This is a genomic window from Pseudonocardia sp. MH-G8 (genome assembly GCF_002262885.1).
Taxonomy (GTDB): domain Bacteria; phylum Actinomycetota; class Actinomycetes; order Mycobacteriales; family Pseudonocardiaceae; genus Pseudonocardia.
The window spans coordinates 330,255-354,461 of record NZ_NKYF01000002.1 but is presented as its reverse complement, the minus strand read 5'-3'; the positions used below and the strand labels follow the sequence as shown (position 1 = coordinate 354,461).

Genomic DNA, 24,207 nt, shown 5'->3' with positions numbered 1-24,207 from the left:
CCGATACCGGGGAACTTCGCTCAGAGCCGGAGCCAGGAGGGCTGGCGCTCCGGCCGGAAACACTCGATCATCAGCCGCGTCGATCGGGTCACGGACTGGGCGGGCAGTGGTGCGGTGAGAGGCCAGGCCGGGGAGTCCGTGCGGCTGCTGGGACGGTTCGGCCGGCGGTACGCGGCCGCGGTGCGGCTCGCCGTACTGATGCTGATCGGGGCGATCGCCCTGCTCGAGGCACCACCGGAGAACGTCACCGCCGTGGCCGTCTCCGTCGCGGTCCTGACGGCGTGGACCTGCGCGTACGCGTGGTTGCTGATCGGGGCCGGCGGAGTCGCACTGCCCCTCGTCCTCGACGTCATCATGATGCTCGGCGCCTGCACGGGCACCTGGACCGATGTCGTCGGGGACGAGAACCGCGCCCCGCTGAGGCTGCTCATCACGTTCGCCGCCGTGACCTACCAGTGGTACACACCGCCGCTCGTCGGTGGCGTCGCCGCGCTGGTGACGATCGGCGGCATGCTCGCGAGCAGCGCCATCGCGGGAGCGGACGCGAACACGATGCGCGGGCAGGCGTGGGTCCTGGTGGCGGCAGCGCTGTCCCGGGCCGCCTGGATGCTCGTCCTGCGCGCCGCGACGCGGGCCGACGAGCTGGCGGCCGAGGCCGAGCGGGCGCGCCGGGAGGCGCAGGTGGAGGCGGCCGCCCGGGCCGACGAGCGGGAACTCGCGAACGCGCTGCACGACACCGCCGCCACCACTTTGCTCATGGTGGGCACCGGCCGGGTGCCCGCGGGTGCCGGCTGGCTGGCGCCGCAGGCGCGCCGCGACCTGGAACGGCTGCGTGCCGATGACCGACGGCCGCCGGAGCACGCCGACCTGGTCGCCCTGCTCCGCGAGGACCTCGACGCGGTGCACCTCGCCGTCGAGTTCGAGGGGCCGGCGCAGCTGCCGCTGCCCTTCGACGTGGCGAGGGCGATCGCCGATGCGACGCGGGAGGCGCTCAACAACGTTCGCCGCCACGCCGGTGTGGACCGGGCGACGGTCCGGCTCAGCAGTGACGCCGGCGGCGTGCGGCTCGAGGTCGCCGACGTCGGGAAGGGTTTCCCGGTGGACGACGTCCCGGACACCCGCCGCGGGCTGCGGCACTCGGTACGCGGCCGGATGAGCCGCGTCGGGGGCACGGTCGCGATCACGTCGACCGTCGGGGCCGGCACCGTCGTGCGGCTGGGATGGCCTGCCGGGAACGGATGAGCTACAGCCGGCGTCGGGGTGGTTGGGTGTCACCGAACACGTCGACCTGCGGCGTACGGGGGGAAGATGCGGCGTCCGATGGGCTGCGACGCTGCGTACCCGGTGGGTGACGGTGGCGAGGAGCTGGCTCGGTCGCAGCTGCTGCGCGGCCTGCGGATCGCGACGCTGCTCGTCGCCGCGGTCATCGCCCTCGGGCTGGGCGGGTCCAACATGGTGCGCCACCTGGGGGCCTACGACGATCCACTCGCGCAGGTCGGTTCGTTCGCCCTGCTGGCCGCGGTGCTCGCCGTCGAGGCCGTACTGCTCGCCCTGCGCCGTCCGTGGGGCCGGTGGCGCCGGCCCGCCATCGCCGTGGTGCTCGCGGCGTCCGTGCTCTCGTCGGTGTCCGTGCCCGACGGGCACACCTCGACCACCGTCGACTGGATGTTCGGTGCTGCCAACTTCGTGGGCCTCGTGGTGCTGCTCGACCGCCCGGTGCGGGTCGTCGGCGCGTTCCTGTTCGCCCACGAACTGATCGCGCTGCTGAACCTGCTCCTGCTCCACGACGTGACCCGCGACGCGCTGCTGCGGCTCGCGACCGGTTCCGTGAACGTTCTGGGGGTCCCGCTGTGCGTGGCCGTGGGGGCGGCCGCGGTGCGCAGGATCCATGCGGCGGCGGTGGCGTCCCGGCAGGAGATCGAGCGGGTGCGCACCGAGGAGGCCGTCGCGGCGGAGTCCCACCGGCGCAGGCAGCACCGCTTCGCCGAGATCTCCGCAACGAGTGTTCCGCTGCTGGAAGGCCTTGCCGACGGATCGCTCACGCCCGAGGGGCCCGGGGTCCAACGCCGCTGCGCCATCGAGGCCGCCCGGATGCGGCGCCTCTTCGCCGAGTCGGACGCGGTCGAGAATCCCCTGCTGCACGAGCTGCGTCATTGTGCCGACGTCGCCGACCGCAAAGGTGTGGTGGTCGAGCTCGTTTCGCGCGGCCACTGGCCGACGCCACCGGTGGCGGTCCGCCGCGACCTCACCGATGCGGCGCTCACCGCACTCGCGACGGCCGCCTCGTGGGCCCGGGTCACGGTGATGGGAGATGCCGACTTCGTGTCGGTCGATGTCGTCGCCGACTGCGCCGATTTCAGTGTCCCCGCTCCGGCGACCCACGGCGTGCGGATCGAGGCGTTCACCAATGACGACACGGTGTGGATCGAGGCGCAATGGCAGCAGGTTCGGTAGCGGAGCACGCGATCACGGCAGTGATCGTCGACGACCACGCGGCGATCGCCGCGGGAGTGCGGTCGTGGTGTGAGAACGCGCTGCCACCCATCGAGCTCATCGACGCCGAAGGCAGGCTCGCCGATGTCTGGACCGGGAGTGGGGCCATCGCGGACGTCGTGATCTTCGATCTCGAGCTCGTACCCGGGAACCCGGATTTCGGTGAGCTCCGCAGGCTGGTCGACAGCGGTCGGCGGGTGGTCGTCTACTCTCAGCACGCCGACGATGTCACCGCGCTCAAGTGCATCGATCTCGGAGCGCTCGCGTACTTGACGAAGAGCGAAGGCCCGGAGCACCTCGTGCCGGCAATCCGCGCGGCCGCGCAGGCGGAGCCGTACACCGCGCCGTCGCTGTCGGGCGCGCTCGTCGTCGACGACGCACCGGGCCGGCCACGCCTCTCGCCCCGCGAGACGCAGGTTCTGCGGGCCTGGTTCGCGTCCTCGTCGAAAGAGCTCGTCGCCGCGAAGCTCCACATCACCGTCAAAACGGTCGACACCCACATCACCCGCGTCCGGGTGAAGTACGCGGACGTCGGCCGGAGGGCCCGCACGAAGAGCGATCTGGTGAGCCGGGCGCTCGAGGACGGGCTCATCACGCTCGCCGAACTCAACCGCCCGACCCCGTCCGGCACCTTCGCCGGCCACCGGGCGGTCGAGCCCGGTCGACCGCCCTCATGATCGCGAGTATCGGGTGCCCATTGCTGTCACCACGACGATGAGCAACCGATACTTCGGATCACGGAGTGCCGATTCCGTCGACGATCGCCCGCACCAGTTCGACGTGCGCCGGCCGTGGCTCGGTGACGGTGTCGGAATCCTCGCCGTAGGACGCGTCGATCACGAGGACGTGGTCGCCGAGGTTGATCCGGGCGCTCAACGCGCCGCCCTCCGCGATGACTATCCGGGCGCCGTCGCCCAGATCGGAATGGGTGACCTGGTCCGGCGCGACCGCTCTCCCCTTCGCCGCCGCCGGGTCGGTCACCAGGCTGATGTCCAGGCTTGCGCCGTCGCCGCCGAAGTGGCAGTTCAGGGCATCCCCGCCGGATTCGACGGACCGGGCCATCACCAGTTGCCTGCCCACGGCCTCGGTGGCGTGGTCGAGATCGATGCCCGCGCACCGGCCCTGCGGCGCCCCGTTGGTGATCGTCACTTCGTCGGGCAGCCGTTTCATCGCCGTCGTGAGCAGGGTGGCCGCGGCGGGCCCCTCGATCTCGGGCATGCCGCTGCCGCCGTCGCGGTAGGCGTAGAAGAGGTGGAGTCCCCGGTCGCCGTCGAGCGTTCGAATCTCGATGAAGTGGTTCGGGGTGTCCACAGCGCCGTAGGCCACGACCTCGGTGCGGTCACCGAGATTGTCGAGGGACCCCACGTTGTCGAACGTCTCGAACGGTGCGAAGAACCGCTCGGCGTCCGTGTCCGCAACCGTACTGAGCTGCATGCCCATCATTCCCGGGATGTCCTCGGGGAAGTACCTGCAACTCGCGCTGAGGCTGCCGTCCGTCAGCGCCATCGCCGAACGGGACGTCACGTACATCGCATCGACCCCGAGTCGCTCGGCGACTTCGCGCGGTGTGACCAGGCTGCACTCGTCGAACCCGTCGGCCGGCCTCGGTGCCACACTCGGGGATTCGCCGACAAGGTCGGGCGTTGCCGCGCCATCGGCGCTGCAGCTCGCGAGTGCCAGCCATGCCGTGGCTCCGAGCACACCGAGCAGCCGGCGGGACATCTTGGTCTGTCCCAAGGATCGGGAACGAGTGGACACGCGGCCTACCTCACGATGTTCTGAGAAGGTCGCCGGGCAAGCACGGCCCGGCAACGCACGATGATCGACAATTGAGATGAGTCACGGAGCCGCCACGCTGCACTAGCTCCGGCCGAATGCGACCACGTCCACCTCGCCGACGTTCTCGTCGCGGTGAACCATTCGGAACATGACGAAACGCTCGCCCGTCCAGACCGCCTGCTGGTTGTCATCGCCGAACCGTCCGCTCCTGAGGTGCTGCCGGAGCTCGCCGTCCTCGTGGGCCTCTTCGGCGATCGGCAGCAAGGGGGACACCGCGCCCGTGGCGGGGTCGACCGACAGCAGCAGGCCGGGGACGTCGTTGGCGTTGGCCGACTGGTAGGTGACGACGCTGCCGTCGGTCGTGGGCACCAGGTGCATCGCGCGGCCGTCGACCATGCCCGTGCGCCACGCCTCCGCACCCGTGCCGAGGTCGACGGCCACCAGTTCGTTGCGGAACTCGGTGCTCTCCATCCCCGGATAGGCGCGCTCGGCTCCGGGGTTGATCTGCTCGGGGATCGTGGTGAGGATCAGCTTGCCGTCGACGATCCGCGACTGCGCGCAGTGCGCGAGCCCGCGATCGCCGCACGGCGAGAGGAAGCGGCTCTCGTCGTCGGCTCCTCTCGGCCGCGAGAGGAGCGTGGCGACCTCGTTCGCCTGTCGGTCCACGCGCACCGTCTCGATCGTGTCGTCGCCCGCCCGGTACAGCTCGACCACCAGCGGCTCGACCGAGAGCACGCTGCGGACCTCCAGCGGCTCGCCGGCGCGCTCCACGGGCGCCCTCCACGACCACTGCTCGTCGAGGTCCGTGTTGTAGATCCGGAGCCCGCTGAGGGCGACGTCGCTGCCCGGCGGCCGCTCGCGACAGCTCACCCGCGCGACCAGCACGTCGTCGACCACCGCGTACGCATCCTCACGGCACTGCCCCTCCTCGGCGACCGCGACGTGCTTGCCCGTGTCGATGTTGAACAGGTGTCCGCCCGCCCGGGTGCCGAGCAGCACGAAATCGCCGAACGCCGCAGGCACGTCGGCCAGGGTGACCTCCGTGCGCTCGATCGTCGGGATCACCGTGGTGAACACCTCCTGGCCGGAGGCGATGTCGACCACCGTGAGCGTGCCGCAGTTGTTCAGCTCGCCCTCGACCGCGCGCAGCAGCGCCACCCGGTTCCCGGACCGCTGTGGGGACGAGGGGCAGTCGTCCTCCGGATCGCCGGAGAGTGCGAGCTCCCAGGCCTCCTCGCCGGTGGCCAGGTCGTAGGCGACGACGCGGCCGGGCAGCCGGCGCACCAGATGGGTGTCGGTGACCCAGTGATCGCCGGTCGGCTGCACCCCCGGGGTGACACCCTGGGGGATCCGCCACAGCTCCTGCGCGGTGCCGGTCTCGTCAGCCGCGGCGGCCCAGTCCTGCGCGGCAGGAGCGCCGGACCGACCTCCGCCGCCCGACGACAGGAGCAACCCACCGACGGTGCCGACGACCGCGACCGACACGGCGATGGCCGCTGCCACGAGGAGCCGCCGCTGCTTTCCGCCGCCCGGCGCCGGTGGCGGAACCGGCCGGCTCTGCCCGGCGGTGTTGGTCGGGCGGGCCTCGGCTCCGCGGCCGAAGGCGTCCTTGAGCCTGCCGAACCCGTACAGCAGGTAGCCGATCGCGATCACGCCCACCAGCAGCCCGGCGATCATGAGGGCGAACCCGTCCTCGCGGGGGTCGAGGAACTCGTAGAGGGAGCGGTAGATCCCGGCGCTGAGGAAGAACGCCAGGTAGGCCAGCGGGAAGGCGATCCAGGTGAGCGGGTGCCACCAGCGGGCCGCCACCTGGTTCCGCCCGACGGCGAGCCAGTCCACGAGCACCAGCAGCGGCGTGTAGACGTGCTCGAACGGCAGGTAGCCGAGGTCGCCGCCCATGATGCCGAAGAACGTGCCGGCGACCAGGAGGAGGAGCACCGCGGTGGCGCCGCGCAGCCAGGGCGAACGCGGCTCGTGGCGCGCGCCGCCGGTGAAGGCCGGGTACAGCAGCAACCCGATGTAGGCGGCGGCGGTGAACAGGCTGGCCTGTTGGCTGAGGCCCTCCAGGTTCTGCGTCCAACCGGTGGCGTCGCTGAACCCGTACAGCGCGCTGCCGACGATCACCAGCCGCCAGAGGCTGACCCCGGCCAGCACCCCGGGCGACACCCGCCGCGCCGGCACCGGTGACACGCTCGCTGCATCGTCCCGGGTGAACAGCCCGCGGCCCGGCAGGAGGATCGGCTGCGTCAGATCCATGTCTTCCCGACCATGTCGAACCGGGTCGGGGATCCTCATGGCGACCTTCAATCGTCTTCTCCGGGGAGCGATGACGGCCTCGACGCCGCACCTGTCGCGCGTGATCCTGATGCAGCCGGGCGTCTGCTGTTGCCGGGTGAACACCTGACAACGGCCGCCGCAGGCTCCTGCCCGGGGACCACGGAGACGGCGACGAGGCGGATCGCCGGTCCGTGGGGCACGATGTCGTCGACCGACCGGACCTCGTCACCCGATCGCCCGAAGATCGAGATCAGCTCCGCAGTGATCCGTTGATGATCCCCGCCGAGGATGGGTTCAGATGCAGGTGCCGTCGCAAGCGGAGACCGCGCCGGCCCGCGCCGCTGGGCGGGCGGCGGACGTGCTCGCGATGCACCGGCTGGCTCGGCGCGCCGACGGGGGCGAGACGCTGCTGCGCTGGCTCGCCGGCCGAACGGGAGGCTGGGTCGGGCTGCTGGAGCCGTCCGGCACGGTCCTCGTGGGCAACACGCCGGCCCTCGACGCGGCCGGGTCGTCGCTCGTCACCCGCGGTCTTGACGACATGCACGCACGTGGCCTGCAGACCTTCGCAGCCGACGACGGGCCGACGCGGAATGCGGTGTTCCTGGCCGTCGACCTGCCGGGCGGCGCGGAGAACCCGGTCCTCGCGTTCGTCGGCGCGGACTCGGTGCCGCGGTCACTCGCGGCCGACGCGGCGACACTGCTGGGGACCTGCTGGTGGGCCGAGGCGATCCGGCGCAACCGGCAGCGGGTGGAGGACACCGAGGCGGGTTGCCGCGAGGCCGTCCTGCACCTGCTGATGTCGCGCCAGGTCTCCACGGCCCGGCAGCTGGCGTCGGCGCTGTCCCCACGGCTACCGGATCCGGTCCGGGTCCACGTCGTCGACTGCGGAGCCGACGACCGCGCGGCCGTGATCCGCCGGTGCACGGAGCTGTCCGGGGGCATGGCCTGGGTCGTGCGTTGTCCCGTGCACGTCCGCCAGGTGATCGTCATCGCCCCCGGGTCCACGAAGGGGCTCCCGCGATGGGGCCGGCCACTGGAGGTCGCGATCGCGTCCGAGGTCGGCGGCAGCGTCATCGGGGCGAGTGACGTGGTCGGGCTGCGTGACACGGCCGTCGCGTACGAGCAGGCGTTCCACGCCCTCGCCGTCGCCCGCGGCCGGGTGCAACGCTGGGCCTGCTTCGATTCCCGGTTGGAGCTCGCCGCGATCCTGGCGCCGCACGGCCTGCAGTGGGCCACCGGGCTGCTGGAACCGTTGACGACCTACGTACCGGCGCGGGCGACGGACCCGGACGCCCACGAGCTCGCGGCCACGGTCCGATCCTGGTTGGCGTTCTCGACGGCCGCCACGCGACATCTGAAGATCCACCGGAACACGTTGTCGGCTCGGTTGCGGCGCATCGAGGAGCTCCTCGAGCTCGACCTCGGCCGTGCGGATCAGCAGGCCGTGCTGGATCTCGCCCTGCGGATCAGGTCGACGCCACGCGCCTCCGGGCCACCGGGGCCGGCCGACCCGGCTCGGGTGGTCGCCCTGGACGACCTGCTGACCATGCCCGCGGCCCAGGAGTGGGCACGGAACCTGCTGCGCCCACTTCGCGAGACCGCGCACGCGTCCCGGCACGAAGCGACCCTCCGCGCATGGCTCGACAGCGGCTCGCGGCTCAGCGCCACGGCCGTCGTGCTCGGGATCTCCGTCGCCGCAGCCCGCAAGCGATGCGCCCGGCTGGAGCAGCTCCTGCGGCGGTCGCTGCTGCACGCTCCCGACGCACGGCACGATCTGTGGCTGGCCCTGCACGCTGCGGATCTCGGGCGCCGGGCCGGACACGCGTGACGCACAGATCTGAAACCGGCGCGAGCCGCCGGTGGGCGAACTGCGCACTCCCGCTGTGGTCCGCCCGCTCGTAGCGTGCTCCACGCGGGCCCCGGGGACGGGACCAGATGTCGCACCGCCCGGACTCGGAGCAGGCTGCACGGCGACGCGGGCGCGGGACCGGGATGCGAGGGGTGTCCCGGTGCTCGAACGCGATTCGACCGGATGTCGCCCATCACCCACGTTCGGCAACGCGTGCTGGCACGGATCGAGGGCGGGATGGCAGGCGGCTCGGCGGCAGATGACCTGATCTCCGCCGTGATCGTCGACGATCATGTCGCGATCGTCGCCGGGGTCCGGTACTGGTGTGAGCGGGCGGTGCCGCCGATCCGCGTCGTCGACGCCGGGGGGCGGCTCGCCAACGTCTGGACCGGGCCGGGTGCGGATGCGGACGTGGTCGTTCTCGACCCGGAGCTGGTGCCGGGAGATCCCGGTTTCCACGAACTCCGCAGGCTGGTGGGCAGTGGACGTCGCGTGATCGTGTACGCCCAGCACTTCGACCGACCCGCCGCGATCAGGTGCGTCGATCTGGGAGCGCTCGCGTACGTGACGAAACGTGATGGGCAGGAGCACATCGTCGCGGCCATCCGAGCGGCCGCGCAGGGCCTTTCCTACTGCGTGCCGAACCGACCGGATGCACACCGCGCGGATCGGCCCGCGGACCGCCCCCGGCCGTCCCCGCGGGAGCTCGAGGTGTTGCGAGCCTGGTTCGGGACGACGTCCAAGGACCTCGTCGCCGTCAAGCTCAACATCACCGTCAAGACGGTCGACACCTACATCACACGGGTGCGGGTGAAGTACGCCAACGCCGGACGGGCGGCCCCGACCAAGAGCGAGCTGCTGAGCCGGGCGCTCGAGGATGGGCTGATCACGGTCACCGAGCTCGACCATCCGTGATCACCGGTCGGGCGGCGGTCGCGACCGCTGCCACCGACGCCCGCTGCCGCGGGTCAGCCGATCAGAAGCGGCCGCCGCCGCCCCGGCGCCCGCGCCGGGAGGAGCCGCCGAAGCTGCCGGGCGAGCGGTGGAAGCCGCCGCCCTGCCGCCGTCCGCTGCTGCGGTACCCGCCCGCTGCGCCGGAGAGGATCCCGCCGAGGATCAGGCTGCCCAGGTCCACGCCGGTGCTCGACGCGGGACGCGACCACTGCGTCACGTCCGCGCGCGCCAGCCGCAAGGCCTCCTGGGCGAGCGCGTCGGCCTGCTGCGCCTCCCGCAGCGCGGCCACCGGGTCCGGGCCGCCGGCCTGCTGGAGGTGGCGGCGGGCCTCGGCCAGCCGGGTGCGGGCGTGCGGGCCGACGGCGCCACGGCGCGTGGCGACGAAGTCCTCCGCGGCCGCGACCGTGGAGCGGGCGGTGAGCACGGACTGTTCGAGCGCGGCGGCTGCGTGACGTTGCCGGTCGGCGGCAGCACGGGCCTCGGCGATGCCCGCGTCGAGGGCACTGCCGGCTTCGCCGAGCAGCCGCAGCGCGGCGATCGGATCCGGTTGCGCGCTGCTTGCGGCCTCGCCGGCGGCGGCGATCGCGGCGCCCGCCCGCGCCACCACCGGGGCCAGCGCGTCGCCCCCGATCGCGCGGGCCTCCGCGAGGTCCTGCTCGGCCTCGGCGCGGGCCGCCGGGACCCGGGCGGTGGCATCAGCCAGCTCGGACTCCCGGCGGGCGATCCCGTCGAGCAGCGTCTCGGCCTGCGTGACGGCGTCCTCGGCCGCCCGGGCGTCGACGACGGCGGCCGCCTGGCCCGAGACCCCGTCGTCCGGGGCGGCCGAGCCTGGGGCGGTGAGCCCTGCCCTGGCCTCCTCGAGCTCGGATGCTGCCGCCGTCAGCAGTTCCCGCGCCTGTGCGATGTCGCCGTCCACGGGCTCCAGCGCCGTGGCCGCGTATCGAGCCTGCAGCGCCGACCAGGCCGTCTCGGCCTGCGGGAGCCGCGCCACGACCGCGTCGAGCCGGATCTGCAGCTCGGCGACGTACTCGGGCGCCCGTGCCTCCAGGCCGCGCATCGCGTCGAACGCGTCGACGTGCGCGTCCAGCCGGTCGTCGGCGGCTGCGGCGATCGCGATGATCTCGCCGTGCAGGGCCCGCTGCGTCCGTTCGTCCTCGGGCTCGTCGTCGCGCCCGTTGTCGTCGAGCCGCTGGCGCAGCGTGAACGCGCGGAGCATGTCGGCCCGCGACTGCTCCAGCGCCGCGGCGAACCCCGCCACCGCCTCGTCCCCGAAGTGGGCGCGGGCGGCGGTGAGTTCCTGCTCCGACGTGCGCACGGCGTCGTCGACCTCGATCAGCGCGGCGCTGGCGCGGTACGCGAGGTCCTCGGTCGACCGGTCCCCGAACTCGTCCGGGGCGTCGCTCGCCGGTGCCTTCCCCCGCGCCTGCTTCCGCCGGTGGAGCGCGTAGGCGCCCACCCCGGCCACCGCCAGGCCACCGGCCACCACCAGCCCGGTCGGGAATCCGCCACCGCCGCCCGTGCGCAGCCCGTCGGCCATCGCGACGGCGGCGCCGGCCCAGTCGTCCGCGCCGAGTCGGGGTTCCACCTGCTCGGAGCGGATGTCATCGACAGTGGACTCCGAGAGCGGGAACCCCTCCGCGACCGAGACGCCGTAGGCGCGGTCGGTCACGGCCACCGCGAGCAGGACGTCCTCGTCGCCGAGCTGAGACGTCGTGGCCGCGTCGTCGGCCCAATCCTGACCGCCGGCCCCGTCGAACGACTCGACGAAGACCACGAACAGGTCCACACCGTCCTCGGCGCGCAGCCGCTGGATCGCCGCCTCGATCTCCGCCGCCTGTCCGGGCGCCAGCACGCCGGCCCGGTCGGTGACGCGCTCGGCGAGGCGCGGCGGCGGTTCCGCGGTCGCGATGCCGGCGGACAGCACCAGCGCGGCCAGCACCCCGAGCAGGACGGACAAGCGGCGCACCAGGACCTCCGATGATCGGCGGCCCGAGAGGCAGGGCCTGATCTACATCCCTGCCATCATCCCGCCTCCGGGCCACGCTTCCCCGATTGGCCATCGGCACTCGCGTGCGGGCGGGCGAGGATGGTGGCATGGCCGCCGTCGATCTCCGCCCGATCCCCGTCACCCGCGACCCCGCCAGGCGGCTGACGCAGCTGTTCGCCGGCCTCGCGCTGTACGGGGTGAGCATGGCGATGCAGATCCGCAGCGGCCTGGGCCTCAACCCGTGGGACGTGCTGCACGAGGGCATCGTCGTCCAGACGCCGCTCAGCTTCGGCACGATCACGGCGATCACCGGGATCGTGGTGCTGCTGCTGTGGATCCCGTTGCGGCAGCGTCCCGGCATCGGCACGGTGGCCAACGTCGTGGTGATCGCGGTGGTCGTCGACCTCGTGCTCGCAGTTTTCCCCGCACCCGACGCGCCGGCGGCGCGGATCGCGCTGCTCGTCGGCGGGGTCGTGCTGAACGGCCTCGCGACCGCGGCCTACGTCGGTGCGCGCCTCGGCCCCGGACCCCGGGACGGGCTGATGACCGGGTTCGCGGCCCGGACCGGTCGATCGGTGCGACTGGTCCGGACCGCCATCGAGGTCGTCGTGCTCGCCACGGGTTGGTTGCTCGGCGGCACCGCAGGAGTGGGTACCGTGCTCTACGCCGCGGCGATCGGACCGCTCACGCAGGCGTTCCTCCCGCTGGTCGCGGTGCGCGAGCGCTCCTGACGCCCTCGGCAGGTCAGGCCACCGCCGCGGCCACGTCCTCGGCGGGCACCGGCTCGATGTCGGCGAGCCGCCACGGCTGCACGACCAGGACGAGCACGAGCAGCGACAGCACCAGGCCGCCCGCCATCGTGGTCGCCATCGCACCGGCGTCGTTGCCCAGCACGCCGACCAGCGGCGAGACGGCCGCGCCGACGCCGAACTGCACCGCGCCGAGCAGGGCGGCCGCCGTACCCGCGGCCTCGCCGTGCCGGGAGAGGGCGAGCGCGGGTGCGTTCGGCAGTGCCAGCCCGACCGAGAGCAGCACCAGCCAGAGCGGCACCAGCACCCCGAACAGCCCGCCGGTGCCCGAGCTCGCGAGCGTGAGCAGCAGCAGGCCGGCCGTCGCGCCGGCGATGATCGCGCCGAGCAGGAGCTGTCGCGGCTCGAAGCGGCGCAGCAGCACCGGGTTGAGCTGGCTGGCGATGATCATCCAGATCGCCCCGCTGCTGAACGCGAGGCCGAACTGCTGCTGGTTGAGCCCGAACTGCTCCTGGAACACGAACGAGGCGCCGGAGACGTAGCTCATGACCGCGGACATGGCCAGGCCCGCGACCAGGATCAGGCCGAGGAAGGTGCGGTCGCGCAGCAGGCTGCCGTAGGTGCGCATCGTCCCCAGTACGCCGGAGGTCCGGCGGCGCTGCGGCGGCAGCGTCTCCGGGAGCATCCGGGCGGCGATCGGGAGGAGCACCAGGCTGTAGAGCGCGAGGACGCCGAAGAGCCCGCGCCACGAGGTGAACTCCAGCACCTGGGCGCCGAGCGTCGGCGCGAGCACCGGCGCCGCACCCATCACGAGGATCAGGCGCGAGAGGAGGGTGGCCGCGGCCCGTCCGGTGTAGAGGTCGCGCACGATCGCCATCGCGATCACCGCGCCTGCTGCGGCGCCGAGGCCCTGCAGCACGCGGAGGCCGCCGAGCACGGCCACGTTGGGCGCGACGATGCTCAGCAGGGAGGCGAACACGTGCACGGCCGCACCCGCGAGCAGCGGCCGCTTGCGTCCCAGGCGGTCGGAGAGCGGGCCGATCAGCAGCTGGCCGAGCGCGAGCCCTGCGAGGGTGCCGGTCAGGGTCAGCTGCACCGTCGCCGACGTCGTCAGCAGCTCACTGGTGATCGTCGGGAGTGCGGGGAGGTAGAGGTCGATGGTCAGTGGTCCCAGCGCGATGAGCGAGCCCAGCACCAGGACCAGCCGGAGGCGATCCCCCCGGGTGTCCGGTACGGCCTGTGGGACACGATCGGGAGTCAGCGTCACTGGTCGCTCAAGGCAACACGCGGGTGCACGGATTCCCCAGCTCGAGGATCTGTGGGGCAGGACACGTGTGGGGGGCGGTAGCGTGGCCGCGCGTGCGGATCTCCGAGCTGACCACCCCTGCCCTGCTCGTGGAGCGGGACCTCCTGGACGCGAACCTCGCCACGATGAGCGCCGCGCTGCCGGGCCCGCGGCTGCGCCCGCACGTGAAGGCGCACAAGACCACGGCGCTCGCGAGACGCCAGCAGGCCTCGGGCCACTCCGGCTTCACCTGCGCCACCGTGCGCGAGTGCGAGGTGATGGCGGCCGCCGGGCTGGGCGCGGACCTGCTGCTCGCCAATGAGGTGCTCGACGCCCGCCGCCTGGGCTCGCTCGTGGCGGACGGCGCCCGGGTGACGACGGCCGTCGACTCGCCCGAGACCGTGGCGGCCGCAGCCGGCGGTGGCGTGCGCGAGGTGCTCGTGGACGTCAACGTCGGGCTGAACCGCTGCGGCTGCCCGCCCGAGCGCGCCGGCGAGCTGGCCGCCGCGGCCCGGAGCGCGGGCCTCGAGGTGCGCGGCGTGATGGGGTACGAGGGCCACCTGCAGCTCGTGAGCGACCCGGAGGAGCGCAAGCGACGCACCGGCGAGGCGATGGCGCTGCTGCAGGCCGCGGCGGCCGACGTGGGAGGCGAGGTCGTCAGCGCAGGCGGTACCGGCACCTACCGCGACAACATCTGGGCCACGGAGATCCAGGCCGGCTCGTACGCGCTCATGGACACGGCCTACGACGCGGTGGGGCACCCCTTCGGGCAGGCGCTGTCGGTGCTCGGCACGGTGGTGTCGGTGTCGGCCGGGCACGCCGTGGCGGACGTGGGCCTCAAGGCGCTCGGCATGGACCACGGGCTGCCCAGCATCGACGGCGCGCAGGTGCGCCGCTGCGCCGACGAGCACACGACCTTCGTGCGGGACGAGCCGGTGCGGGTCGGCGAGCGGGTGCGCGTGCTGCCCGCGCACGTCGACCCCACGGTGGCGCTGCACGAGCGGATGCACCTCGTGGACGGCGACACCGTGCTGGAGACGTGGCCGGTGGACATGCGCGGCTGGTGAGCTACGACGTCAGATCGGCCGAGAGCCAGCGCTCGGGGCGCACGACGTAGACGACCTGCTCGCCGTGTTCGGCCAGCGCGAACTCGACGTACGACGCCACCCGCTCCGCGGGCAGGTACCGGGCACTCATCTCCCGTACGACCTCGTCGGTGCCCGGCTCGGTGCGCACGACCGGGCCCTCCACCGAGACGTAGCAGATCCGCTCGTCCGCTACGTCGACCATCAGCGACACGCGGCCCGCGGCGTCGATGAGGCGGGCCTTGCGCGAGCCGACCGGGGTGTGGAACCAGAGCTCGCCGCCGGGCGAGTACTGGTACCAGATCGGCACGGTCAGCGGCCCGCGTTCCGGCCCGGCGGCCACGGACAGCGCCGCGACGTGGGGCTCGGCGAGGAACTGCTCGCGATCGTGTTTCGAGAGTGGCATGGCTCGCACGGTAGGCGGGCCTCCCGACAGTTTCGGGTTTGCGCGCGGTCGAGTGCGATCTTGTCGGTACGGCTGGTGCGTTGACCCCTGCCCGGTGGGCGATCCCGGCGCCGTACCGTGCACCCCATGCTGGTCGAACGCATGCGCGCCCACTCGTCGACGATCTTCGCCGAGATGTCGGCGCTCGCCCTGCGCACCGGCGCGATCAACCTCGGCCAGGGCTTCCCCGACACCGACGGCCCGGCGTCGCTGCTCAGCGACGCCGCCGCCAACATCCAGGGTGGGATCAACCAGTACCCGCCCGGCATCGGCATCCCCGAGCTGCGCTCGGCGGTGGCCGAGCACCAGCGGCGCTTCTACGGCCTCGACGTCGACCCGGACACGGTGCTCGTCACCACCGGGGCCACCGAGGCCATCGCCTCCGCCATGCTCGCTTTGTGCGAGCCGGGCGACGAGGTCGTCACGTTCCAGCCCTACTACGACTCCTACGCCGCCACGATCGCGCTGGCCGGAGCGCAGATCCGCCCGGTCCCGCTGCGGCCGAGCGGTCTCTCGTTCGCCTTCGACCCCGACGAGCTGCGGGCCGCGTTCTCCGCCCGCACACGAGTGGTGCTGGTCAACACCCCGCACAACCCCACCGGCACCGTGCTCGACCGCGCGCAGCTCACGTTGATCGGCGAGCTCGCGGCCGAGCACGGCGCGGTGATCGTCACCGACGAGGTGTACGAGCACATGCTCTACGACGGCCGTCCGCACATCCCGATGGCGAGCCTGCCCGGGATGGCCGAGCGCACGCTCACGATCTCCTCGGTCGGCAAGACGTTCTCGGTCACCGGCTGGAAGGTCGGTTGGGTGCACGGGCCCGCCGAGCTGGTGTCGGCCGTCCGCGCGGTGAAGCAGTTCCTCACCTACGTCAGTGGCGCGCCGTTCCAGCCCGCGCTCGCCGCGGCACTCGGCCTGCCCGACTCGTTCTACGCGGAGCTGGCGGGCGACCTGCAGCGCAAGCGCGACCTGCTCTCCGGCGGGTTGCGCGAGGCCGGCTTCACCGTGTTCGACACGGCAGGCACCTACTTCGTGGTCACCGACGTCACCCCGCTGGGGTTCACCGACGGCGCCGAGTTCTGCTGGAGCCTGCCCGAGCGCGCCGGCGTGGCCGCGGTGCCGGTGTCGGTGTTCTGCGCCGACCCCGAGCTGGGCCGCTCGCTGGTCCGCTTCGCCTTCTGCAAGCGCGACGAGGTGCTCGCCGAGGCGGTGTCCCGGCTCGTCACGTTGCAGCGCGCGGCCGGCTGAGCCGGGCCCGCTCCCCGCGCGCGACCGTCCGCGTCAGGGCGCGACGGTGAGCAAGGTCTTGCCGAACACCGTCCGCGCCTCGATGCCCGCGTGCGCGTCGGCGGCCTTCGTCAGCGGGTGCGTCTGACCGATCACCGGAGCCACCCCGCCGGCGGCCGCCTCGGCCAGCGCTCCGGCCGTGAGCCGGCGAACGTCGTCGGGGGAGAGCTGCACGTCGGCGATCCCGGTGAGCCGGACGCCCCGGCGCTGCGCCTCGGCCGGGTCGATCTCGGTGAACCGCCCGCTCGGCGTGCCGTGTGCGGAGAAGCGGCCACCCGGTTCCACCAGGGTGAACGCCGCTTCGCCGACGGTGCCGCCGATGTTGTCCAGCACCACCGTGGCGCCCGTGCCGCCGAGTGCCCGGCGGGCCCGATCGACCCAGTCCGGGGCCTCGGAGTCGATGACCGCATCGACGCCCAGCTCGCGCACGCGGGCGATCTTGCGCTCGTCGCGGGCGGTGGCCACGACCGTCGCGCCGCGTGCCTTCGCCAGCTGCACGGCGACGATGCCCAGCCCTCCGCTCGCCCCGACCACCAGCACCCTGTCCTCCCCGCCGATCCGGGTGATCTCGAGCAGGGCCAGCGCGGTGACGCCGTCGTGCAGCAGCGCGGCCGCAACCTGCAGGTCAACACCGTCCGGCACCGGGGTCACCTCCGACGCCCGCACCGCCACCTGCTCGGCGTACCCGCCGGTGCCGCCGGTCCGCGCCACCACCGCCCGGCCGAGCAGGCCCGGATCGACCCCGCTCCCCACCGCCAGCACGTGCCCGGCCACCGCGTTGCCCGGAACGTAGGGCGGCGTCTGGGGCCAGTGCGGCCTCCCGTCGCCGCTCCGGATCACCGTCTCGATCCACAGGGTGTCGGCCGCCCGCACGGCGACGACCACCTCGCCCGATGCGGCCACCGGGTCCGGCGCGTCCCGGGCCACCAGGACCTCGGGCCCGCCGAACCGCTCCACCACGATCTGTTGCATCACGTCATCCCCTCGTCCGTCGCCCCAGTCTTGAACATGAAGCTGACTTCAGGGCAATAGTGCGGCGACGGGTGGCGCGACGGGATGCTGGGCTGCATGACGGACTGGGCGAGCTGGCACCTGCAGTACGAGGACCCCGGGAGCGAGCTCTCGCAGCGGCTGGTCGCGGTGCAGGAGCAGATCGCACTGGCTCTCCAGCGGGCTGCACCCGGCTCGCCGAGGTTGCTGTCGTTGTGCGCGGGCGACGGGCGCGACGTGCTCCCGGTGCTCGCCGGGCACCCCCGGGGGCGCGATGTCACGGGACGCCTCGTCGAGCTCGACCCGGTGCTGTCCGGCGCGGCGCGCGCGGCAGCGCCGCCCTCGATCGAGGTTCTGACGGCCGACGCGGGCAGCACGGCGGCGTGCGCGGGGGCGGTCCCGGCTGATCTGCTGCTCCTCTGCGGGATCTTCGGCAACGTCGGTGACGCGGACGTCGCACGGACGGTGGCGGCGGTTCCGGCTCTGCTCGCGACCGGGGGCACGGTCATCTGGACCCGCCACCGCCGCGCGCCCGACCTCACCGTCCGGATCCGCTCGTGGCTCTCCGAGGCCGGGGTGGAGGAGGTCGCGTTCGCCACCGCGCCCGGGTCGGGTTGGTCCGTCGGCGCCGGTGTGCTGCGGGCGCGGTCCGCCCCGATGCCGACACCTGGCGGGCGGCTCTTCACCTTCCAGGCGCGGGAAGGCTGATCGGGATCGTCAGGGCACCGCGCTGCGGCAGATCGCGCCCGCGAGGGTGTCGAGGGACAGGTCGAGGGTCGCGGCGAGCGCGGACACCGTGAAGAACGCGGGTGTGGGGATGCGGCCGGTCTCGATCTTGCGCAGGGTCTCCGCCGAGATGCCGGCGGCCGTGGCCACGTCGGCGAGGCTGCGCTCGCCCCGGGCCTCGCGCAGCAGCACGCCGAGCCGCTCGCCGCGCTCGCGGTCGGCCGGGGTGAGGGGGACGCGCACCATGCGTCCGATAGTAATACCGGTGTGGCCGGGCCGCGGGTCGCCCACGGCGGGTCGCCCCTCCGACCGGCCAGGTGTGCGGCGCGCCGCCGCCTGCTAGAACCGGGTGATGCCCGTCACCGCGCTCTACCGCTACCCGGTCAAGTCGATGCTCGGCGAGCCGCTCGAGAGGTGCCGGATCGACGCACGAGGTCTCGTCGGCGATCGCACCTACGCGCTGGTCGACGTCGAGACCGGCACGGTCGCCAGCGCGAAGGTGCCGCGCCTGTGGGCCGGACTCCTCGACTTCTCGGCCCGCTGCCTCGGCGAGCCGGAACCCGGCATCCCGCCGGACGTCGAGATCACCTTCCCCGACGGATCGGTGCACCACAGCGGCGAGGACGACATCGACGACGCGCTCAGCGCCGCCGTCGGCCGCCGGGTGCACCTGGCCACCACCCCGCCCGACGGCGCCGCCTTCGAGGAGGTGTGGCCCGAGATCGAGGGCCTCGCCCCCGATGCGGTCATCGCCGCCACCCGCGTTCGCGAGGAGGAAACCGGCGAGGTGGTCAGCCGGTTCGACCTCGCGGCCATGGCGCCGCAGCCCTCGTTCGTCGACCTCGCCGCGCTGCACCTGCTCACCGCGGCCACGCTGGACCGGTTGCGCGAGCTCGGGCCCGGCGCCGACTTCGACGAGCGGCGCTACCGGCCAAACGTCGTGCTCGACACCGACGAGACCGGCTTCGTGGAGAACGGCTGGCCCGGACGCGCGCTCGCGTTCGGCGGCGGCGCGTCCGTCACCGTCTCGATACCGACGATGCGCTGCGTCATGACCACCCTCGCCCAGGGCAGCGGGCTCCCGCGCGACCCGGCGACGCTGCGCACGATCGCCAAGCACAACCGCGTCGAGATCCCGGAGTTGGGCACGTGGGCCTGCGCCGGCGCCTACGCGGACGTGACCACGCCAGGCGAGCTGGCGGTCGGCGACCCCTATGAACTGCGGTCCTGACTGACGGCAGGGCGCGCGCGGAGCGCGTCCACGAACCCCGGGGCCCAGGCGAGCAACTGTTCGTCGGCACCGGGGCGGGCGACGCACTGGAGCCCGATCGGCAGGGCCGGGCCGCCCGGCTCGCGCGCGACCACCCCGGCCGGCAGGGACATGGCCGGGAGCCCGGCCTGGGTCCACGGCACGCTCATCGCCGGGTTGCCGGTGGCGTCCAGCCCGCGCGGGGCCGGACCGGTGGCCGACGGGCAGATCCAGACGTCGATCCCGGCGTCGGCCATCCGCGCCGGCATCGCCTGTCGGAAGGCGTGGACGCCGTCGAGCGCCGCCTCGTAGGTCGGGGCGTCGATCGTGGCGCCCTCGCGGATCGCGGCCGCGGACTGCGGCCGGTAGCGATCGGCGTACCGGTCGAACCAGGCGTCGTGGCCGCGGGCGAACTCGACGAGGTTCACCACGCTCTGGCGCCGGTTGACCTCCGCGACGTCGTCGAGCGCCGCGACCTCCCGCACCTCGTAGCCCGCCTCGCGCAGCGCGATGATCTGGGCGGCGAACTCCCCGCACGCGCCGAGGTCGGCCTGGTCGAGGTAGGGGCCGGTCGGCACGCCGAGAACCGGCGTGCCCGAGGGAGCGTGCGGCGTCCACCCGTCGCACAGCGCCGCGGCCGCCGCCGTGGCGAGCGCCGGGTCGGCGGCGAAGAAGCCGACCGTGTCGAACGTCGGCGCGTTGGCGACCACCCCGTCGCAGGGGATCCGGCCGTACGTGGGCTTGAAGCCGATGCACCCGCAATAGGCCGCGGGACGCACCACCGACCCGACGGTCTGCGTGCCGAGCGCCAGCGGGACCAGGCCGGCCGCCACCGCGGCCGCCGACCCGCTGCTCGACCCGCCCGGGGTGTGCTCCGGGTGGTGCGGGTTGCGCGTCGGGCCGGGGGCGAAGTAGGCGAACTCGGCGGTGACCGTCTTCCCGGCGACCACGGCACCGACCGCGCGCAGCCGCGCCACCGCGGTGGCCTCCGGTCCTGCGAACACGTCCGCGGGCAGCGCGGACCCCGCCAACGTGGGCAGCCCGTCGGCCCGGAACACGTCCTTCACCCCGAGCGGCACGCCGTGGAGCGGGGGCCGGTGCGCCGGGTCCGGCCAGCGGGCGGCGAGCGCCTCGTGGGCGGCGCGGACCCGCCCGGCACGGCCGGGTTCGTCGACGAAGGAGCGCAGCTCCCGATCGGCGTGCGCGATGCGGTCGACGACGGCGGCGAGCTCAGCGGCGGTGGGCACCCGCTCACCGTAGGCGTCGCGGCCAGGCCGGAGCAGCTGATCGTTCCGACCCGCAGGCCGTGCCCGTGCGGCGCGACGGGAGCAGGAACACGACTCATGATCGGTCCGAGCCGTACGGCAGCGGCCCCCCGCGAGTCGCCCCCCGCGAGTCGGGCCTCCCGTCCCGCGAGTCGCGCTCGCCGTCCCGCGAGTCGGGCCTCCCGTCCCGCGAGTCGCGTTCCCCGCCCCGCGAGTCGCGCCTGCCGCCCCGCGAGTCGCGCTCGCCGTCCCGCGAGTCGCGTTCCCCCACCCGCGAGTTGGGTGCGGGACGCATCTGTCGCGGGCGGGGGAGTCGTTCGGCCCTCCAGGTGATCGCTCCCAGGCGCACACGATCGCGGTCACGTCAGCGCTGAGGTGCGTCCCGCATCGATCAGGGTCACCAGGTCGCTGGTATGCGGATCGGAGGAGGCACAGGCGGTCGATCGGCCCGAGTCGTACCTGGGCGCGGTCGCCGAGTTGGTGGTGTGCTTCTCGGAAGGATCACGGCCCTTGATCGGTCCGAGTCGCGCGTGAGCGTCGTCGCTGGTCGGTGGTGTGCGGGTCGGACGGATCAGGTGGGTGATCGGTACGAGGCGCACGTCAGGGCGGTCGACGGGTCGTGGTGTGCTTCTCGGAAGGATCACGGGCGGTTGATCGGTCTGAGTCGTGCAGCAGCGCGGTCTTGGGGCCCGTCTTGTGCTGCTCGGAACGGTCTCGGGTGTGGTGATCGATCCGAGTCGCGCACCAGCGCGTTCGGACAGGTGCGCTGCGGGCCCGGGGTCCGGCATCATCCGGGCATGCCCGACGCCGCGCCGTTCACCGTCGACACCGCCGCCGCGATCGCCCGCGCCCGCCAGCACGGCGTGGGGGATCTGCTGCGGCGCACCGCCCTGCGTTACCCGGACAAGCTCGCGGTGGTGACGGGCGAGCGCCGGGCCACCTACGCCGAGTTCGACGCGGCGGTGAACCGGGCCGCGAACGCGCTCGGCGCCCGCGGCGTCCAGAAGGGCGACCGGCTCGCGCTGCTGTCGCGCAACTGCTGGGAGTTCGCGGTGGTGGCGTTCGCGACCGCGAAGCTCGGTGTCGTGCTGGTGCCGGTGAACTTCATGCTCGGAGCCGCCGAGATCGGCTACATCCTCCAGCACTCGGGCGCCACCGGGATGGTCGCGCAGGCCGCGCTCGTCGACACCGCCGAGGAGGCGCTGACGATCGCGGGCGTCACCGCGGGTGTGCGCGGGCGCATCGGCGGGGCGGCCGAGGGCTGGGAGGACGTCGCGGACTGGTGGACGGCCGGCCCCGACCACGACCCCGAGGTGGTCGTGGCCGACGACGACCCGTTGCGGCTCATGTACACCTCCGGCACCGAGTCCCGGCCCAAGGGCGTGCTGCTGACGAGCCGCTCGCTGATCGGCCAGTACGTGTCGTGCGTGATCGACGGCGGAATGGAGGCCGACGACGTCGAGGTGCACTCGCTGCCGATGTACCACTGCGCGCAGCTGGACTGCTTCTTCTCCGTCGACGTCTACCTCGGCGCCACCAGCATCGTGCTGCCCGGCCCGGACCCGGCGGCGCTGCTCGCGACGATCGAGGCCGAGGGCGCCACGAAGCTGTTCTGCCCGCCAACGGTCTGGATCTCCCTGCTGCGCCACCCCGACTTCGACACCCGGGACCTGTCCAGCCTGCGCAAGGGCTACTACGGGGCGTCGGCCATGCCGGTTGAGGTGCTCAAGGAGCTGCAGCGGCGGCTGCCCGACGTCCGGTTCTGGAACTTCTACGGCCAGACGGAGATGGCCCCGCTCGCCACGATCCTGCGCCCGGACGAGCAGCTGCCGAAGGCGGGGTCGGCGGGCCGGGCGGCGATCAACGTCGAGACGATGCTGGTCGACGACGCCGGCGAGTCGGTGCCGCCGGGTGAGATCGGCGAGATCGTGCACCGCAGCCCGCACGCCGCGCTGGGCTACTACGCGGACGAGGAGAAGACGGCCGAGGCGTTCCGCGGCGGCTGGTTCCACTCCGGCGACCTCGGGATCATGGACGCCGACGGCTACCTGTCGGTGGTCGACCGCAAGAAAGACATGATCAAGACCGGTGGGGAGAACGTGGCCAGCCGCGAGGTCGAGGAGGCGATCTACCTCCTCGACGGGGTGGCCGAGGTGGCCGTGTTCGGGATCAGCCACCCGCACTGGATCGAGGCGGTCACCGCGGTGGTCGTGGCGAAGCCGGACGCGCAGCTCACCGCCGAGGCCGTCCAGACGCACGCCCGCGGGCAGCTCGCGGGCTACAAGTGCCCCAAGTACGTCGTGTTCGCCGACGCGCTGCCGAAGAACCCGAGCGGCAAGATCCTCAAGCGCGACCTGCGGGCGCAGCACGCGCAGCTGGCGGCAGGCGAGGCCTGAGGTCGGCCGGCTGTCGGCCCGGTCCGTGACGAGCTGCGCGCCGGGCGTCGCGAAGTACGGGTCGGCGGCGATGGCCGCCTCGGTGCCCGCGGCGTCCGAGCCGAGGATCAGCAGCACGTCGGAGTCGTCGTCCCAGGACCCGCGGCGTGCAGCACCCCTCGGGAGTGCAGGTCCCGCAGTCGCCCCCGTGTGTCGGGCAATCCGCCGCTGAGGGCAGCGGGACCCGCCGTGATCGGTCCGAGAAGCACGGCCGGGTGTTGACGACCGCGCCGGCGCGCGGCTCGGGCAGATGCCGGCGCGCGGCTCGGGCTGATCAACCGTCCTGATTGCGACGAGTCGAACGCCGTGGTGGTGGGGATCGCGGGGGTGTGCGGCTCGGGTTGATCAGCCGTTGTCGATCGCTGCGAGCCGGACGTCATGGTGGTGGGGATCGCGGGGGTGTGCGGGTGGGGTTGATCAGCCGTCTTGATCGCTGCGAGTCGAACGCCGTGGTGGTGGGGACCGCGGGGATGTGCGGCTCGGAGCGATCACGAGGCGAATCGTCCCGGGCCGCCGGCGGGCCGGGCCCTCACGACCGCAGCACTGCCTCCACTGCGGCCCGCAGGCCCACCGGCGGACGCCCGAGCAGCTTCTCCAGGTCGCCGGAGGGCTGGCTGAACAGCCCGGACGCGATGAGGTCGTGGACGAACGCGATCGGGCCGACGTCCGCGGCGGGCACCGCGCGGTAGACGACCGGGCGGCCGGAGACCTCGGTGAGCGTCTGTGCGAGGTCGGCGACGGTCCACAGCGGCCCGCGCAGCTCGTAGACCTGCCCCACGTGCCCGTCGCCGACGAGCGCGGCGGCCGCGGCGCGACCGAGGTCGTCGATCGTCGCGAAGTTGACGGGCACGCCGCCGTCGGCGCCGCGCAGCTCGCCGGCCTCGACGGCCGCGTGCAACCCCGGGTTGACGAGGGCCTCGGTGTAGAAGGTGTTGCGCAGGATCGTGTGCGGCACGCCGGAGTCACGCAGCAGGCCCTCGGTGACCGTGTGGTCGGCCAGGAAACCCGGTCCGTCGTCGGCGCCGACGGCGCTCGTGTAGACGATCCGGCCGACGCCGACCGCGCGCGCGGCGTCGATCGCGTTGCCGTGCTGGCGGGGCCGGGTGCCGGGAGTGGTGTCGGGCGAGGAGACGAGCAGCACGACGTCGGCGCCGGCGAACGCGGCTCGCAGCGACTCCGGGTCCTCGTAGTCGCCCGCGCGGACGTCGACCCCGCGCCCGGTGAGGTCGGCGGCCTTGCGCGGGTCCCGCGCCACGGCGGCGACCTGATCGGCAGGAACGTGTTCCAGCAGGTCTTCGACGGCCACCCGGCCGAGCTTCCCGGTGACCCCGGTGACGATGATCATCGTT

At 73.3% G+C, this 24,207-nt stretch carries 20 protein-coding genes; 11 read left to right on the top strand and 9 right to left on the bottom strand.

Annotated elements, in window-relative coordinates; genetic code table 11:
- Nucleotides 1–114: 114 nt before the first annotated feature.
- The 3 genes from CFP66_RS08675 (at nucleotide 115) to CFP66_RS08665 (ending at nucleotide 3,170) form a co-directional block, all read left to right on the top strand.
- Nucleotides 115–1,242, top strand: coding sequence for a sensor histidine kinase (locus tag CFP66_RS08675; protein ID WP_094922020.1), 1,128 nt, complete (start codon nucleotides 115–117; stop codon nucleotides 1,240–1,242).
- Between the two features lie 66 nt (nucleotides 1,243–1,308).
- Nucleotides 1,309–2,454 carry a hypothetical protein gene (locus CFP66_RS08670; protein WP_143517175.1) on the top strand — a complete coding sequence of 382 codons (1,146 nt, stop codon included), beginning with the start codon at nucleotides 1,309–1,311 and terminating at the stop codon, nucleotides 2,452–2,454.
- The gene (locus CFP66_RS08665; RefSeq protein WP_094922017.1) at nucleotides 2,436–3,170 is read left to right on the top strand and encodes a response regulator transcription factor; all 735 of its coding nucleotides are present in this window, start codon (nucleotides 2,436–2,438) and stop codon (nucleotides 3,168–3,170) included. Before CFP66_RS08670 ends, CFP66_RS08665 begins: the two co-directional genes overlap by 19 nt.
- A 58-nt stretch (nucleotides 3,171–3,228) precedes the next feature.
- Here CFP66_RS08665 and CFP66_RS08660 read toward each other — a convergent pair whose 3' ends face one another.
- Together CFP66_RS08660 and CFP66_RS08655 are read right to left on the bottom strand one after the other, a co-directional pair.
- Nucleotides 3,229–3,999, bottom strand: a complete 771-nt coding sequence (locus tag CFP66_RS08660) for a hypothetical protein (protein ID WP_143517174.1) — start codon at nucleotides 3,997–3,999, stop codon at nucleotides 3,229–3,231.
- Nucleotides 4,000–4,353: 354 nt separating this feature from the next.
- Entirely contained in the window at nucleotides 4,354–6,528 is a 2,175-nt protein-coding gene (locus CFP66_RS08655) for a PQQ-binding-like beta-propeller repeat protein (RefSeq protein ID WP_094922014.1), read from the bottom strand.
- A gap of 319 nt (nucleotides 6,529–6,847) precedes the next feature.
- Between CFP66_RS08655 and CFP66_RS08650 the strand changes: the two genes are divergently transcribed.
- Nucleotides 6,848–8,377 (top strand): PucR family transcriptional regulator, encoded by a 1,530-nt coding sequence (locus CFP66_RS08650; protein WP_198961322.1) that lies wholly within the window; start codon nucleotides 6,848–6,850, stop codon nucleotides 8,375–8,377.
- A gap of 234 nt (nucleotides 8,378–8,611) precedes the next feature.
- The gene (locus CFP66_RS08645; protein WP_233159243.1) at nucleotides 8,612–9,313 is read left to right on the top strand and encodes a response regulator transcription factor; all 702 of its coding nucleotides are present in this window, start codon (nucleotides 8,612–8,614) and stop codon (nucleotides 9,311–9,313) included.
- 61 nt (nucleotides 9,314–9,374) lie between these two features.
- Here CFP66_RS08645 and CFP66_RS08640 read toward each other — a convergent pair whose 3' ends face one another.
- Nucleotides 9,375–11,318: a TPM domain-containing protein gene (locus tag CFP66_RS08640; protein WP_094922013.1), complete on the bottom strand. Its 1,944-nt coding sequence runs from the start codon at nucleotides 11,316–11,318 to the stop codon at nucleotides 9,375–9,377.
- A 128-nt stretch (nucleotides 11,319–11,446) separates the two neighbouring features.
- Here CFP66_RS08640 and CFP66_RS47850 point away from each other — a divergent pair, with 128 nt between their 5' ends.
- Nucleotides 11,447–12,070 carry a YitT family protein gene (locus CFP66_RS47850; RefSeq protein ID WP_158228047.1) on the top strand — a complete coding sequence of 208 codons (624 nt, stop codon included), beginning with the start codon at nucleotides 11,447–11,449 and terminating at the stop codon, nucleotides 12,068–12,070.
- Nucleotides 12,071–12,083: 13 nt separating this feature from the next.
- Here CFP66_RS47850 and CFP66_RS08630 read toward each other — a convergent pair whose 3' ends face one another.
- Nucleotides 12,084–13,355 (bottom strand): multidrug effflux MFS transporter, encoded by a 1,272-nt coding sequence (locus CFP66_RS08630; protein ID WP_255413832.1) that lies wholly within the window; start codon nucleotides 13,353–13,355, stop codon nucleotides 12,084–12,086.
- Between the two features lie 92 nt (nucleotides 13,356–13,447).
- Here CFP66_RS08630 and CFP66_RS08625 point away from each other — a divergent pair, with 92 nt between their 5' ends.
- A complete protein-coding gene (locus CFP66_RS08625; RefSeq protein ID WP_094922011.1) occupies nucleotides 13,448–14,440 on the top strand; it encodes an alanine racemase in 993 nt (330 codons plus the stop codon).
- Between the two features lies 1 nt (nucleotide 14,441).
- Here the strand turns inward: CFP66_RS08625 and CFP66_RS08620 are convergent, their stop codons facing one another.
- Nucleotides 14,442–14,864, bottom strand: a complete 423-nt coding sequence (locus CFP66_RS08620; protein WP_094922009.1) for a pyridoxamine 5'-phosphate oxidase family protein — start codon at nucleotides 14,862–14,864, stop codon at nucleotides 14,442–14,444.
- A 126-nt stretch (nucleotides 14,865–14,990) separates the two neighbouring features.
- Between CFP66_RS08620 and CFP66_RS08615 the strand changes: the two genes are divergently transcribed.
- Nucleotides 14,991–16,154, top strand: coding sequence for a pyridoxal phosphate-dependent aminotransferase (locus CFP66_RS08615; protein ID WP_094922008.1), 1,164 nt, complete (start codon nucleotides 14,991–14,993; stop codon nucleotides 16,152–16,154).
- A gap of 33 nt (nucleotides 16,155–16,187) precedes the next feature.
- Here the strand turns inward: CFP66_RS08615 and CFP66_RS08610 are convergent, their stop codons facing one another.
- Nucleotides 16,188–17,165: a zinc-binding dehydrogenase gene (locus tag CFP66_RS08610; RefSeq protein ID WP_094922382.1), complete on the bottom strand. Its 978-nt coding sequence runs from the start codon at nucleotides 17,163–17,165 to the stop codon at nucleotides 16,188–16,190.
- Nucleotides 17,166–17,261: 96 nt separating this feature from the next.
- On the opposite strand from CFP66_RS08610, the gene CFP66_RS08605 reads away from it, so the two are divergent.
- Entirely contained in the window at nucleotides 17,262–17,891 is a 630-nt protein-coding gene (locus tag CFP66_RS08605) for a hypothetical protein (RefSeq protein ID WP_094922006.1), read from the top strand.
- Between the two features lie 9 nt (nucleotides 17,892–17,900).
- Here CFP66_RS08605 and CFP66_RS08600 read toward each other — a convergent pair whose 3' ends face one another.
- Nucleotides 17,901–18,155: a helix-turn-helix domain-containing protein gene (locus CFP66_RS08600; RefSeq protein WP_198961321.1), complete on the bottom strand. Its 255-nt coding sequence runs from the start codon at nucleotides 18,153–18,155 to the stop codon at nucleotides 17,901–17,903.
- A gap of 106 nt (nucleotides 18,156–18,261) precedes the next feature.
- Here CFP66_RS08600 and CFP66_RS08595 point away from each other — a divergent pair, with 106 nt between their 5' ends.
- Nucleotides 18,262–19,140, top strand: coding sequence for an MOSC domain-containing protein (locus tag CFP66_RS08595; RefSeq protein ID WP_094922005.1), 879 nt, complete (start codon nucleotides 18,262–18,264; stop codon nucleotides 19,138–19,140).
- Here CFP66_RS08595 and CFP66_RS08590 read toward each other — a convergent pair.
- Nucleotides 19,122–20,405 (bottom strand): amidase, encoded by a 1,284-nt coding sequence (locus tag CFP66_RS08590; protein WP_094922003.1) that lies wholly within the window; start codon nucleotides 20,403–20,405, stop codon nucleotides 19,122–19,124. The genes CFP66_RS08595 and CFP66_RS08590 overlap by 19 nt on opposite strands.
- An 815-nt stretch (nucleotides 20,406–21,220) precedes the next feature.
- Between CFP66_RS08590 and CFP66_RS08580 the strand changes: the two genes are divergently transcribed.
- Complete coding sequence (locus tag CFP66_RS08580) at nucleotides 21,221–22,819, top strand: acyl-CoA synthetase (RefSeq protein WP_094922000.1); 1,599 nt, start codon at nucleotides 21,221–21,223, stop codon at nucleotides 22,817–22,819.
- Nucleotides 22,820–23,387: 568 nt separating this feature from the next.
- Here the strand turns inward: CFP66_RS08580 and CFP66_RS08575 are convergent.
- Nucleotides 23,388–24,203: an SDR family oxidoreductase gene (locus CFP66_RS08575; protein WP_094921998.1), complete on the bottom strand. Its 816-nt coding sequence runs from the start codon at nucleotides 24,201–24,203 to the stop codon at nucleotides 23,388–23,390.
- Between the last annotated feature and the right edge of the window lie 4 nt (nucleotides 24,204–24,207).

What these genes read in the sequence shown, in the direction of transcription:
- CFP66_RS08670 (WP_143517175.1), top strand. Translation starts at nt 1,309, where the DNA reads ATGCGGCGTCCGATGGGCTGCGACGCTGCGTACCCGGTGGGTGACGGT.
- CFP66_RS08665 (WP_094922017.1), top strand. Translation starts at nt 2,436, where the DNA reads ATGGCAGCAGGTTCGGTAGCGGAGCACGCGATCACGGCAGTGATCGTC.
- CFP66_RS08660 (WP_143517174.1), bottom strand. Translation starts at nt 3,999, where the DNA reads ATGGCGCTGACGGACGGCAGCCTCAGCGCGAGTTGCAGGTACTTCCCC.
- CFP66_RS08655 (WP_094922014.1), bottom strand. Translation starts at nt 6,528, where the DNA reads ATGGATCTGACGCAGCCGATCCTCCTGCCGGGCCGCGGGCTGTTCACC.
- CFP66_RS08650 (WP_198961322.1), top strand. Translation starts at nt 6,848, where the DNA reads ATGCAGGTGCCGTCGCAAGCGGAGACCGCGCCGGCCCGCGCCGCTGGG.
- CFP66_RS47850 (WP_158228047.1), top strand. Translation starts at nt 11,447, where the DNA reads ATGGCCGCCGTCGATCTCCGCCCGATCCCCGTCACCCGCGACCCCGCC.
- CFP66_RS08620 (WP_094922009.1), bottom strand. Translation starts at nt 14,864, where the DNA reads ATGCCACTCTCGAAACACGATCGCGAGCAGTTCCTCGCCGAGCCCCAC.
- CFP66_RS08615 (WP_094922008.1), top strand. Translation starts at nt 14,991, where the DNA reads ATGCTGGTCGAACGCATGCGCGCCCACTCGTCGACGATCTTCGCCGAG.
- CFP66_RS08610 (WP_094922382.1), bottom strand. Translation starts at nt 17,165, where the DNA reads ATGCAACAGATCGTGGTGGAGCGGTTCGGCGGGCCCGAGGTCCTGGTG.
- CFP66_RS08605 (WP_094922006.1), top strand. Translation starts at nt 17,262, where the DNA reads ATGACGGACTGGGCGAGCTGGCACCTGCAGTACGAGGACCCCGGGAGC.
- CFP66_RS08600 (WP_198961321.1), bottom strand. Translation starts at nt 18,155, where the DNA reads ATGGTGCGCGTCCCCCTCACCCCGGCCGACCGCGAGCGCGGCGAGCGG.
- CFP66_RS08595 (WP_094922005.1), top strand. Translation starts at nt 18,262, where the DNA reads ATGCCCGTCACCGCGCTCTACCGCTACCCGGTCAAGTCGATGCTCGGC.
- CFP66_RS08580 (WP_094922000.1), top strand. Translation starts at nt 21,221, where the DNA reads ATGCCCGACGCCGCGCCGTTCACCGTCGACACCGCCGCCGCGATCGCC.
- CFP66_RS08575 (WP_094921998.1), bottom strand. Translation starts at nt 24,203, where the DNA reads ATGATCATCGTCACCGGGGTCACCGGGAAGCTCGGCCGGGTGGCCGTC.